This window comes from Martelella radicis, from assembly GCF_014196625.1.
In the GTDB taxonomy this organism is placed as follows: domain Bacteria; phylum Pseudomonadota; class Alphaproteobacteria; order Rhizobiales; family Rhizobiaceae; genus Martelella; species Martelella radicis.
In genome coordinates this window covers 44,522-57,412 of record NZ_JACIDZ010000017.1, presented here as the reverse complement: position 1 = coordinate 57,412, position 12,891 = coordinate 44,522, and the positions used below count along the sequence as shown (strand labels likewise).

Annotated in this window: 11 protein-coding genes; 2 read left to right on the top strand and 9 right to left on the bottom strand. The window is 62.6% G+C overall.

All coding sequences use genetic code 11. The features are described from left to right. Positions 1–2 precede the first annotated feature (2 nt). Entirely contained in the window at positions 3–1,838 is a 1,836-nt protein-coding gene (locus GGR30_RS20270) for an ABC transporter ATP-binding protein (protein ID WP_246414058.1), read from the top strand. Between the two features lie 50 nt (positions 1,839–1,888). Here GGR30_RS20270 and GGR30_RS20265 read toward each other — a convergent pair whose 3' ends face one another. From GGR30_RS20265 to GGR30_RS20225, 9 genes are all read right to left on the bottom strand, one after another. Further along, complete coding sequence (locus tag GGR30_RS20265) at positions 1,889–4,198, bottom strand: PHP domain-containing protein (RefSeq protein WP_210288122.1); 2,310 nt, start codon at positions 4,196–4,198, stop codon at positions 1,889–1,891. 20 nt (positions 4,199–4,218) lie between these two features. Next, positions 4,219–5,490: a TRAP transporter large permease gene (locus GGR30_RS20260; protein ID WP_183490509.1), complete on the bottom strand. Its 1,272-nt coding sequence runs from the start codon at positions 5,488–5,490 to the stop codon at positions 4,219–4,221. Between the two features lie 37 nt (positions 5,491–5,527). Further along, the gene (locus GGR30_RS20255; RefSeq protein ID WP_183490506.1) at positions 5,528–6,028 is read right to left on the bottom strand and encodes a TRAP transporter small permease; all 501 of its coding nucleotides are present in this window, start codon (positions 6,026–6,028) and stop codon (positions 5,528–5,530) included. 28 nt (positions 6,029–6,056) lie between these two features. Then, on the bottom strand, positions 6,057–7,100 hold the full coding sequence (locus GGR30_RS20250; RefSeq protein ID WP_183490503.1) for a TRAP transporter substrate-binding protein: 1,044 nt from the start codon (positions 7,098–7,100) through the stop codon (positions 6,057–6,059). Between the two features lie 72 nt (positions 7,101–7,172). Beyond that, positions 7,173–7,946 (bottom strand): GntR family transcriptional regulator, encoded by a 774-nt coding sequence (locus GGR30_RS20245; RefSeq protein ID WP_183490500.1) that lies wholly within the window; start codon positions 7,944–7,946, stop codon positions 7,173–7,175. Between the two features lie 234 nt (positions 7,947–8,180). Continuing rightward, the gene (locus tag GGR30_RS20240; protein ID WP_183490497.1) at positions 8,181–9,203 is read right to left on the bottom strand and encodes an AbrB family transcriptional regulator; all 1,023 of its coding nucleotides are present in this window, start codon (positions 9,201–9,203) and stop codon (positions 8,181–8,183) included. A 32-nt stretch (positions 9,204–9,235) separates the two neighbouring features. Then, positions 9,236–10,627, bottom strand: a complete 1,392-nt coding sequence (locus GGR30_RS20235) for an amidase (RefSeq protein ID WP_183490494.1) — start codon at positions 10,625–10,627, stop codon at positions 9,236–9,238. Next, positions 10,614–10,817: a hypothetical protein gene (locus tag GGR30_RS20230; protein WP_183490491.1), complete on the bottom strand. Its 204-nt coding sequence runs from the start codon at positions 10,815–10,817 to the stop codon at positions 10,614–10,616. The genes GGR30_RS20235 and GGR30_RS20230 overlap by 14 nt, the downstream gene beginning before the upstream one ends. Continuing rightward, on the bottom strand, positions 10,814–11,710 hold the full coding sequence (locus tag GGR30_RS20225) for a polysaccharide deacetylase family protein (protein ID WP_183490488.1): 897 nt from the start codon (positions 11,708–11,710) through the stop codon (positions 10,814–10,816). The genes GGR30_RS20230 and GGR30_RS20225 overlap by 4 nt, the downstream gene beginning before the upstream one ends. Positions 11,711–11,937: 227 nt before the next feature. On the opposite strand from GGR30_RS20225, the gene GGR30_RS20220 reads away from it, so the two are divergent. Then, on the top strand, positions 11,938–12,882 hold the full coding sequence (locus tag GGR30_RS20220) for a LysR family transcriptional regulator (RefSeq protein ID WP_183490485.1): 945 nt from the start codon (positions 11,938–11,940) through the stop codon (positions 12,880–12,882). Positions 12,883–12,891: the final 9 nt, after the last annotated feature.

Here is a 12,891-nt window from a genome sequence, read left to right as displayed (position 1 = left end):
AAATGACACATCAGCCAAACACGAATGTCAGCCAGATGACGCCGGTTCTGTCGGTACAGAACCTGACCACCTCCTTCTATGCGGAAGGCGACTGGCGCAGCGTTGTCCGCAATGTCTCCTTCGACGTGATGCCGGGGGAGACGCTCGCGATCGTCGGCGAAAGCGGCTCGGGCAAGAGCGTGACGTCGCTTTCGATCATGGGGCTTCTGCCGCGCGACATGTCGCGCGTCGAAGGCCGCATCCTTCTGGATGGCCGCGATTTGCTGCAGGCTTCCGACAGGGAGATGCGGGCCACCCGCGGGGCCGATGTCTCGATGATCTTCCAGGAGCCGATGACGAGCCTCAATCCGCTCTTCACCATAGGCGACCAGATATCCGAGGCGATCCGCTGCCACAGCGATGTGAGCAAAAAGGAAGCGCGCGCCGAAACGATCCGGCTTCTGGAAAAGGTGCGTATCCCGTCTGCCGCATCCCGTTTCGATGAATATCCGCACCGCTTTTCCGGCGGCATGCGCCAGCGGGTGATGATCGCCATGGCGCTCGCCGCCCGCCCGAAACTGCTGATCGCCGACGAGCCGACGACAGCGCTGGATGTCACCATTCAGGGCCAGATCCTCGATCTGATCAAGACCCTGCAGGAGGAGGAGGGCACCTCCGTCCTGTTCATCACCCATGATATGGGTGTGGTAGCGGAGATTGCCGACCGCACGGTGGTGATGTTCCGCGGCGAGCAGGTGGAAAGCGGAAAGACCAGCGATATCTTCGCCAACAGCCGCGAGCCCTATACCCGCGCCCTGCTGTCGGCCGTGCCGGTGCTCGGCTCGATGTCCGGCACGCAGCTGCCGGAGCGTTTTCCGATTACCGATGTTAAGACCGGCGACATCACGCCTGCCGCCGTGTCAAAGGACACGGTCGCGCGCGCCGAAAGGCCGGTTCTCGAAACGCGGAACCTGTCGGTGCGGTTCGACATCCATTCCGGCCTTTTCTCGCGCTTGAGCGGGCGTGTGCATGCGGCGGAGAATGTGTCGTTCAAGCTTCATGCCGGAGAGACCCTTTCGCTTGTCGGAGAATCCGGCTGCGGCAAATCCACGACCGGGCGCGCCATCATGCGTCTGCTTGAACCGGACAGCGGTGAGGTGCTGGTCGATGGCGAAGACGTGCTTGGTTATGACGGACGCTCGATGCGCAAGCTGCGCCAGTCGGTGCAGATGATCTTTCAGGACCCCTTCGCAAGCCTCAATCCGCGCATGACCGTCGGCGAGGCGGTTGCCGAGCCCTATCTCGAACACAGACTGGGCACACGGCAGGAAGCCCGCGACATGGTTTCCGACATTCTCGACAAGGTCGGCCTGACGCCGGATATGGCGAAACGCTATCCGCACGAGTTTTCCGGCGGCCAGCGCCAGCGCATCTGCATCGCCCGCGCGCTTGCGCTCAATCCGAAGGTGATCATTGCCGATGAAAGCGTGTCGGCCCTCGATGTCTCGATCAAGGCGCAGGTGATCAACCTGATGCTCGACCTGCAGGAGAGCATGAATATCGCTTTCCTGTTCATCTCCCACGACATGGCCGTGGTCGAACGCGTCAGCCATCAGGTGGCGGTGATGTATCTCGGCGAAATCGTCGAGATCGGCCCGCGCGATGCCGTCTTCTCCAATCCGCAGCATCCCTACACGCGCAAGTTGATGCAGGCCGTGCCGATCCCCGATCCCGCCCGTCTCGGCATGAAGCGCGGCGGACAGGTCGATGATCTGAAAAGCCCGATCCGTCCGCTTGACTATGCAGCGAAAAAGCAGAACTACAGCGAAGTCTCGCCCGGCCATTTCTGCCTCAATTGACGTCTCGGCAGCTACATATGATCGGAAGGGTCCCGCAGAACGCCACGCGGTCAATCGCGGAAGAGGTAGACCGGGCTGGTCCAGGCGCAGGTGCCGTCCTCGAGTTCGACGCGGAGATACCAGGCATTGTCGCCTTCGGGGCGGATGTCGAGTTCGCGCGTGAAGGCAATCTCCGCGGCAATACCGGCATCGGGCAGCCGCGTTACGGAGAGAAAACGCGGCAGTTCGCCGGATTTGTCGAAGATGACGCCGTCATAACCGATTTCCGAGATGGGAATCTCGGCGCTGACCAGCGGCGTCTCGATTGCAAGCGCGCCGTCCGTCTCGTTTTCCAACACCAGGTCGACGCCGCCGAAATTGCCGGTTGTCTGGGCTTTCCATCTGACATCGCGCGGTCCGGTCAGTTCAACCGTCTTGTCGTGGTTGAAGAAATTGAGCGGTGATGCCGAGACGATGCTGTTCGATGAAAGCATGGCCTTGCCGTCCCAGACGACCTGGCGGAAACGGCCGCGATATTCCGCGCCTTCCCAGCGTATGCGGATGCGCTTGCCAAGGTCTTCCTGCCGGTAGTTGCGGATCGTCTCCACATGGTCGAGGCCGTTGAAGAGGTCGACCCGGAGAACGGGCGCGCGCGCGGCTATGCTGACGGAAAGCCTCGCGCCGCCCTCGGGCAGGTGAATGATGTCGCCCATCATCGCGGTTCTGGCGGCGATGCCCTCAGTTGGTCCAAGCTTCGGGTCGTCGTGATAAAGCGTCGCGGGCCGGTCAAAACCTATGGCAAGGTCGATCGCCATGCGGCCGCTATGACCGCCGCTCGTGCCGTAGTGATGGCGTTTGCGCATGGCATCAAGCAGCGCCTCACGGCTCAGTTCCGGTGTCAGGAAACAGGTCAGCCCGCCGATCGCGCCGAATTTGCCCGCGCCCGGATAGCTTGCGCCCGGTCGCCCCTTGTGGCCGTCGGAATTGGCGACAACGCCGACACGGTAACCGAGCCTGAGCGCATCCTGCAGCAGCCACTCGAACGTGCCCCATGAGGAATGAACCTCCACGGATTTCTCGAACCTTCCGTCATGGGCCAGCGCAATGTCGGCGTAGCGTCCCCCGCAATGGGCGTAGCAGACGACATCGAATTCGCCGTTTCTCGCGAGCGATTCGAAAAGCGCGCCGGCGGTCACGCAGTCGGTATCCGCGCCGCCTTCGATCAGGGCCTTGGACGATCGTCGGATGATGCGGCCTTCCTCCGGAAAGAAGACGTTGCGGTCGCCGCCAAGCGCGGTGTTGCCCGACCATTCATAGCCGGGCATCGCAACGAACTCGCCGGGGGCGTCAAAGCGGGCGGTGATGGCGTTCAGTTCCTCCCAGAAGGCGTCGGTGATCTGGAAGTCATTGCCCTGATGGCCGCAGGCATCGACAAAGGCGCGGTCGCGGGCGAAGGCAAAATACTCCTCCGCCGAGCCGGTGCCGATGGTCTCTCCAGACTGGCCGTGCATGTCGCCCCAGAAATGCATCAGCGGCCGGTCCTCGATGATCAGCGGATTGGACCGGGCCACGACATTGCCCCTCTCGTCCTTCAGCGTGATCGCGACCTTGCCGGGTTCGGGAGAGACGAGGTCTCCGATCTCAAAGGCATAGGGGCCCTCGCCCAACGTCAGGGTTTGCGGCAGACCCTCGATCCTGCCCTCGGCTTCCACGGTGAAGACCGCGTTGCAGCGGTTTGAGGGATTGTCCCACTTGTCCTCGCCTCTGACCTTCAGAGTGAAACGTTCGCCGGGGCGCTTGAGCGTCGGCAGAACGGCGGCGAAGCGCTCCGGGGCTCCCGGCACGATCGAGATCGAAGGCTGGACCGGAAGCGTCTGGAAGTTGAAGGTGGCGATCGGGTCGACCAGAACGCGGAATTCGAAATTCTTCTCGCAGAAGGTCTGAAGTCGCATGCCGGGGCCGCCGTGGTCGGTGACGCCGAAGCGGATGGTGATGTGGTCGCCCTCCTGCAGGTAACCTTTCACCACTTTGATCCAGATGGTCCGGTCCCATGGGCGGACATTGCCCTTGGGATCGAAGCGGACCTGCAGCACGGCGCCATTCGAGGCCTCCACCGTGCAGTAATTGGCGGCCTTTGGATCATCGAATTGCGGGCTGCTCTGGTCGGAGGCAAAGCGGAAGCAGACCCTGAGACTGCCTGAATCGTCAATACCGAACGTGCCCGCCGTATAGGTGAGCGTGAAGGATGCGTATGATCCCGCCTCGAAGGCGCCGGAGGGGTCGATGACGGCATGGCCGAGATGTTCGGTCCCGATCGGCGCGCGGATGACGCCGCTGTTGATCGCGGCCCATGGTTTTTCGGTCTTGGCGGGTTCAGTCATGTTTCAAAGGGTCCGGAAATTCAGGAGAAGACGCTGACAAGAAAGGTCGAGAGCGGCGGAAAGAAGGTGATGATGAGGAGATCGATGAGCAGCACCAGGATATAGGGCCAGATGGCCGCAACGATGCGTTCCATGGAGACCTTGGTGATGGCGGAGGCGATGAACAGGTCGACGCCGAGCGGCGGCGTGACCGTGCCGATCGACAGGTTCACCGAGATGATGATGCCGAAGAGCACCGGGTCGATGCCGAAGCTCATGGCCGCCGGATAAAGGATCGACGTGAAGATGACGATCGCGGCCGCCGCGTTCATCAGGCAGCCGACGAAGAGCAGGAAGACATTGACCAGCAACAGGTAGACGATCTGCGAGCCCGCGATTTCGGAGAGCCAGAGCGAGATGCTCTGCGGGATCTGGTTGATGGTGATCGTCCAGGCGAAGATGCCGGCAGCGTTCATGATGAACATGACGACGGCGGAGGACAAGACCGCGCGGCGGAAGGCGGTGTAGAGCGCGGCAAGCGTCAGCTCGCGGTAGATCAGACCGACGACGAGGCCATAGAGCACGGCGACGATCGCCGCCTCGGTCGGGGTGAAAACGCCGCCGTAAATGCCCGACAGGATGATCACCGGCATCATCAGCGGCAGGAAGGCGGAGCGGAATTGCCGGGCGATCTCGCCGACGCCCTCATAGGGCTGCAGTGCGATGTTCTCCTTGACCGCCAGGAAGCGGTTGAGGATGAGCAGGCTGATACAGATCACGATACCCGGCATCAGCCCCGCCAGGAACAGGTCGGAAATGGAAACGCCGGTGACCACGCCGTAGAGAATGAGCAGGATGCTCGGCGGGATGATCATGCCGGTGACGCCGGCTGCCGCGATCGTTGCCGCGGTGAAGGACGGGCGATAGCCCTTTTCCGCCATCGGCTGGTTCAGCACGCCGCCGATGGCGGCGACCGTTGCCGCGTTCGAGCCGGAAAGCGCTGCAAAGAAGCTGGAGCCGAGAATGGCTACCGCGCCAAGCCCGCCGGTCAGGTGACCGACCAACGCGTTGGCGAAGGCGACAAGGCGGCGTGACATGCCGCCGATGGACATGATCTCGCCGGCGAGAATGAAGAAGGGAATGGCGAGAAGCGGGAAGGAATTGTTGGTCGACAGCATGCGCTGCACCACCATTTCCAGGCTGATATCGCTCATCAACAGGGCGACGACGCTCGAGAGCCCGAGCGCCACGGCGATCGGTGCGCGCAGCAGCATCAGTACGAGCAGGCAGATGAAGATCGCTGCGGTAACCATCAGCGGCTATCCTTGCAAACGGAAAAACGAAAAGGCATCAGGCGCTCTGGGCGGTCAGTTCGTCGGCGGGCGCACGCGTCTGGCGGACGAACAGTTCGACCGCATAGACCGCCAGGAAGGCCATGCCGACGGGGATCGCGGCATAGACCCAGGCCATGGATATCTCGAGCGCCGGGGAAATCTGCGGCCTCACCCTGAGCATCAGATGCAGGCCATACCAGAAGACCAGCACGAAGAAGACGAGGCTGCAGCCCGTTGAAAACAACAGGCTGCCCCTCTTCAGGCGCACGGGGAACCGCTCGACGACGACGCCGATGGCGGCATGCATGTTGCGCCTGAAGGCAACCGCCGAACCAAGCGCGATCATCCAGACGAACAGATAGCGGATCAGTTCGTCCGGAAAGGCGAGCGAGCTTTCGATGATGAAGCGGAAGACCACCGTCGCGATGCCGAGCACGAACATCGCGATGAAGGCAACGACGCAGAGCACCGTCAGGAGACGTTCCGACAGATCCAGCGACTTCACAAGATTGGGCATGACCGCCTCCTGACCGCGATGCGGCGGCTTACTGGGTGGAAACGACGGCATCGATGCGTTCCTGGCCAATCTTCGGGCCGTATTCGGCCCAGACCGGCTCCATCGCCTCCTGGAAGGCCGATGCCTGTTCGGGCGTCAACACGGTCACCGTCATGCCGTCGGCTTCCATTTCGTCGAGATACTGCTGTTCGACCTTCTGCAACTCGGCGCGTTCCCATGTTTGCGTTTCAAGAGCGGTCTCGGCAAACAGCGCCTGCAGATCTTCCGGCAGGACTTCCCACATCTTGTCGTCGGCCAGGAACATGATGCCGGCCCACTGGTGGTTGGAGAGCGTGATATAGTCCTGCACCTTGTCGAAGCCGAAGGCCTTGACGTTGCCGACCGGGTTGTCCTGGCCTTCGACCGTGCCCTGCTGCAGACCGGTGAAGACTTCAGACAGCGGCATCGGCGTCGGGTTTGCGCCGAGCGCCTTGAAGGTGGCAACGTTCAGCGGATTGTTGACGACGCGGAATTTGACGCCCTGCATGTCTTCCGGCGCTTCGATCTTCTTGTCGGATGTGGTGATGGTGCGGAAGCCGCTTTCAAACATGCCGAGCGTGCGGATTCCGGTTTCCGCCAGAAGACCGGCATAGAGTTCTTCGCCGACGGGGCCGTCGGAGACGGCATAGGCATGTTCGCTGTCGCGAAACAGGAAGGGCAGGTAGAAGATGTCGAGCGGCGGATAGAAGCTCGCCACATTGGTGGTCGGCACCAGTGCGAAATCGACGACGCCGATCTGCATGCTTTCGACAAGCTCGCGCGAGGAGCCGATCGTGGAGTTGGGATAGACCTCGATATCGACATTGCCGCCGGTCTTTTCGCCGATTATATCGGCAAACATCTGGGCGCCCTGGGCGAGCGGATGGCTCTCATTGTAGGGATGACCGAATTTGAGCGTCATCTCGGGGTAGTCCTGCGCGAGCGCGGAGGAGGAGAGGGCGGCGATGGCGAGGCTGGCGCCGAAGGCCGCTGCCTTCGCCGTACGGGTCAGTCCGGTCGCAAGATGCGACAATTCCATGCTGAATGCGTTCATTGCTGTTCTCCTGGTTATATGGGTCGTTGATGCGGATCTTTGCCCGCTTGTGTCGCCGCCGTCTTTTGACGGTCAGGCGGAACTCTTGTTGCTGTTGGCGTTCTTGGGCGAGAACGAACCGATTTCGATGACACGGTCGCTCGGCGGCACGAAAATGCGCTGCCAGGTGATCGGGGCGTCGCGGTAGCTCATGCCGCATATGGTCCAGACAAGCCCGTACTGGCCGGCTGGCACCGAAAGTCTGCGGGCAACGCGTGGCGGAAAGGGTTGGCACGACATGGTCTGGCGGGTGTTGAGTGTTGGCGCGTTGAACCGCTCGGCCAGAAGGTCGCGGAAGGAGACGCCGTTCAGCGTCTTCTCGCTCATGCGCGCAATATCGGCGAAGCGTTCGGCCGGCAGGTAGATCTCGCTGTAGACCTCGAATTCGTCGTTGACGGACACAATCCGGCTGATGTGCAGGAAATTGGGATCGCCCTCATCGAGAAAATGGCTCCAGGGGCCGGTCTCCGTGGTTTCCTCAACGCTGATGATCTTGAAATAGACCGGCAGCAGCTTTTCGCTGCCTTCGGCGTGGAAGCGGAAATGCTGGAGCTGTTCCTCAAGCGCGCGGGCGCCGGAAACGAAGGTGCCGCGCCCGTGATGGCGTTCGACAACGCCCATCTGCACCAGCGAGCGCAGCGCCCGCTGCACGGTGCCGAGACTGGCATTCATCTCGCTGGCAAGCTGATCCTCGGATGGGAGTTGATCGCCGGGAAGCCAGCGGCCGTTTTCCACATCGGTCAGGATCTGTTCCGAGATCCGGCGATGGAGCGCCATATTGGAGCGGGATGGCATACCAGAGGGCATGAGGATGTCCTTCGTAGGTTTTTCTGCCTAAATTAACGCACATGTTTAAAATATTGGCAAGTCCTATATAGGACATCGTGGAAATGAGCAGCCCGCCTGGTGAAGCACGCGCTTTCGCAGGAAAAGTCGGGGGCAGGCGCAAGGCTGCATTCGGCACGGGATTACATGGCGGCCAAACGCCGTTCTGCGTTGAAGAAAACGGATTTCGGCGCGGACGGCGCGCGCTCCGTCTGCCTATCCGTTCCGCTCTTTCGGCAGGAAAATCCGCCGCAGGAGGACGGCAAGCGACAGCACCATCACCACCCGGACCAGATGGAAGGCGACGACGAGCACGGTATCCGCGCCGATCTGGCCGGAGACCAGCGACATCTCGGCAATGCCGCCCGGCGCCAGCGCCAGGATGAGCGAGATCGTGTCGATGTTAAAGGCGCGACCGATGACGAAGGCGAGAGCCGTGGAGAACGCCACGAGCGTGGCGGTGCCGGCGAGGTTGGCCGGCAGGAAGCGATAGCCGTCGCGGAAGACGGCGCGGGTGCAGCGCGCGCCGAGCGAGATGCCGATGAAGGTCTGCGCCAGTTCCAGTCCTTCCACCGGCACGGCCGTATGCCACTCGAACAGCGCCGCCACCGCGCCGGCGATGATGCCGGAAAGCAGCCAGGCATTGGGCACGCGCTTTCCGCTCAAGAGCCGCGCCAGAACGATAGCCGCGATGCACAGAACGATCAGCGGAAGGATCACGACCTCCGCGTGGGGGACGGGTATTTCCGGCTGCACCGCTCCGTCGCGCCCGAAGGCGAAGACGATTTGCGGAATGGTGAGCGTGACGAACAGGATGCGCAGGAACTGGCCGATCGAGACCAGGCCGGGCACGCCGCCATAGCGCTCGGAGAGCACGGCCATTTCGGCGATACCGCCGGGCAGGCTCATGAAAAAGGCAGTGTCCGGGTCAAGCCGGGTGAGGCGGCTGATGGCAAGCGATATGAGGCAGGCCGCCAGGATGAGGGCGAAGGCCGAGGCCAGCATGACCGGGAAGAGGCCGGCCAGACGCTCGGCGACCTCCGGTGTCAAACGAAGGCCGGCGCCAATGCCGATCAGCCCCTGCGCCGCCTGCCGGCTGTTGGGCACCACGGCGACGGGCAGGTTGAAGAGCGAGAGGGCCGCCGTCGCGAACATCGCGCCGATCAGAAAGCCGAGCGGAATGCCGGCGGCATTTGCGACGCCGCCGCCGATCGCAGCGGCAATCGCGGTTGCGGCCATGCGCCCCGCACCGAAGATCATCCGGTCCCGCGTCATAGGGCAGGCGGCGTCATCGGCAGACCGCGCGCGTCTTCAAATGCGCGGGTGACGGCAATCAGCTTCGGCTCTTCGAAAGCGCGGCCCGCAAGCTGGACGCCGATCGGCAGGCCATCATCGGAAAGTCCCGCCATGACGCTCAAGGCCGGATGGCCGGTGACGCTGAACGGCGTTCGCGCCTGTCGCGTATAGGTGCGGGCCGTCTCCGCCGGATCGTCCAGCCGTGCTGCGGCCTCCATCGAGCTCGCCGAAATCAGGATGTCATAGCGCGAGAAAGCATCGTTGACGGCCTCGACGAGGCGTTTGCGCTGCTTCTGTGCCCGCACATAATCTTCCGCCGTCAGGAAAGCGCCGGCGAGCAATGCCCGGCGTGTCAGGCGGCCATAGTCCTCGTGGCGGGTGCGCAGGTGGTCGGCGTGGACAGCAAACCCCTCAGCCGAGAGAAGAATGCGGTTGACCGCGAAGAAGGAGGAAAGCGGCGGCAGGCGGACCGCCTCGACCTCTGCGCCAAGCGCGGCAAGGGTTGCGGCGGCGCCGTCGATCAGCCTCCCCGTATCGTCGGGCGCGACAAGATCCTCAGTGTGAAACTGACGGATATAGCCGATTTTCAGGCCCTTGAGAGAGGAGGTGTCGCCCTCCGCGCAGGTCTTCCACGGCATGGGCGTGGTTGACGGTTCTTTTGTGTCCACGCCGACAATGGCATCGATCAGCAGCGCGGCGTCGGCGCTGGTGCGGGCAAGCGCGCCGATGCTATCGAGCGTCTGGGCGAGCGGAAACACGCCGCGCCGTGACACCGCGCCATAGGTGGGCTTGAAGCCGACAATGCCACAGGCGCTTGCCGGGTGGCGCACGGAGCCGCCCGTATCCGTTCCCAAGGCCAGCGGAAACAGGCCGGCGGCCACGCCCGCACCGGAGCCGGACGAGGAGCCGCCGGGGTGATGATCCGGGTTCCACGGATTGCGCGCCGGGGGAACCGGAAGGTCGAAGCTCGGCCGCCCGCAGGCGAATTCATGCGTATTGGTCTTGCCGAAAATGATGGCGCCGGCCCGTCGCAGAAGGGCAACAACATGGGAATCGTCCGCCGCAATCGCGTTCTGTCGCGTGTGCGAGGCGCAGGTGGTGGGAACGCCTTCCACATCGATAATGTCCTTGATGGCGACGGGGATGCCGTGAAGCGGTCCACGCGTCCTTCCGGCATCAAGCTCCGCCGTCAGGGCCTCGGCCTGTCTTGCGGCGGTTTCTGCATCGAAATGGATGAAGGCGTTGAGATGTGGGTCCAGCCTTTCTATGCGCCGGGTAAGGTCGGAGACATATTCGCAAGGCGAAAGCCTGCGGTCGCGATAAAGCGCGCCGATTTCTTCTGCAGAGGCGAATTCAGGTGCGGTCATCAGGCCTCCCGATGGTCATCGGCGGCCATGGCTCATCGGCTGGCGTGTCCTTTTCGACAAGCGCGGAGCGAAAGGCGCGGGCGCTCGCCGCTGCGCTTTGAATATCTTCCTCATCCATCGCCAGAATGCGGGTGAGGCCGGCGGCCTCGGCGATCGCCCGCACAGTGTCCTTCTCATCCATGAGCTTCATGCCGTCTTCTGTTTTGCCGTATCGCTGCAGAGCGCCTCGAACCAGCTTGCCACCTCTCCCGGCTGGGCGAAAGTCACATCGGGGTGGGCCATCAGCGCCTCGGCCATCTCGACGAGCTCGGTGATCCGGTGGGGAACGCCCATGAGATGCGGATGAAGCGCGATCGTCATGATGACCGTGCCGCTGGCTTCTTCGCGCTCGAAGGCATAGAGCGTACGCTTGACGCGGTTCAGAAATTCGCCGGTGCGGTGTTTTTCCACGGCGTAGACGGTGCTGTCGTTCAGCTCCAGCGTATAGGGCACGGAAAGAAGCGGGCCATTCTTCGTCTCCATCCGGCAGGGGCGGTCATCCAGCACCCAGTCGAGCAGATATTCGATGCCGAGGCCTTTCAGAATATCCGGCGTCTTCTCGCTTTCGCCAAGGCCCGGTCCGAGCCAGCCGCGCGTCTTGACGCCGGTATAGGCCTTCAGCCGCTCAAGGCTTCTTTCGATGATCTCCGCCTCGTTCGGTTCCGTATGGACGGCCTGCTGGTAAAGCCCGTGGCCGATGAACTCCCAGCCGAGCGCGACGGATTGCTCCGCGCATTCGGGATAGACATCGATGACATTGGCGTTGAGGCTGGCGGAGGCAGGCAGGCCGGTCGAGCGGAAGAGATCGAAGAAGCGCTTCATGCCGACGCGCATGCCATATTCGGCCCAGGCAAAATTGGGAATGTCGGGAATGGCGGCGCGGCCCTGCGGCGGCGTGGAAATGCCGCGCGGCATCGCATGGTCGAAGCGCCAGTGCTCCATATTGACGACGAACTGCACAACGATGCGCCGGTCGTTGAAAGCGGGCAGGGCATCATGGTCATCGGCCAATCGATATGGAATGCGCGGATTGGAGGCGATCATGAGCTCTTCCCTTCTGGCAAAAGGCCTGCGAGCCAGCCGTTTCGCCATCGTGCGAAACGATGCCGCGCGAAGCGGTCCGTCTGGCGCAAAACTTGCATAGTGTTCATTCAGCGACGGGCGCCGGATCATCCGACCGGTCCGTCGGCGACGAACTTATTATGGGCAAACGGGATTGTGAGCCGATCTCACCGGTCTAACAGCTATGCCCGAAGGAGCAATCACGCATCATGGAAATGAAGCAGCTTGAATATTTCTGCGCCGTTGCGCGGGCGGGCAGTTTTTCCAGGGCGTCGTCGGAGCTGATGGTCGTGCAGCCGGCGCTCAGCCGACAGGTCGGCCGGCTTGAAAGCGAATTGTCGACCAAGCTTTTCTACCGCAACGGACGCGGCGTGGCGCTGACGGATGCCGGCAAGCGCTTTCTCGCCGTGGCCGACAGCGTGCTCGGCGATCTGGAAAGCATTCGCGCCGAACTGGCCGAGGATCGCGATGCGCCGTCGGGAACGGTGACGGTCGGCATGCCGCCGTCGGTCAGCGCCATGATCGCGACCTCGCTGCTATTGAGCATTCGCCGGCAGTTTCCCGACATCAAGCTGCACATCATCGACGGGCTTTCCGGCCATATCTGCGAATGGATGGCCGCGGGCAAGATCGATATCGGCATCGTCCACGAATCGCGCCAGTCCTCCGGGCTTCTGCTCGAGCCGCTGATGTCCGAGCCGCTCTATCTGGTCGGGCGACCGTCCGCGACGGATATCCTGCCGGATCCGCAAGGCGTTATCGGAACCGTGTCCTTCGATACCGTTGCCAACCTGCCGCTGATCCTGCAGGGCGACAGCCATGGTCTCCGGCGGCTGATTGACCGCACCGCGCGGGAGATGAACGTCACGCTTGATATCGAGATCGAGATCGACGCGATCGCCGCCATCACCAAGCTCGTCCAGGTCGAGCCGTTCTTCAGCATCCTGCCGATCGGCTGCGTCAACCGTCAGCTTGCCGATGGCGAGTTCTCGGCCTGGCGCATCACCAGTCCGGAACTCCTCAATGTCATGCTGATGGCAAGCGTCCCCAACAAGCCGTTCACCTCCGCCATGCGCGAGGTTCGCCGCGCCATACAGCTGCAGATTGCTGCCGCTTCTGCGGTCGATGAGCCGGCGGAAAGCGAGACCGTCTGAGGACAAGCG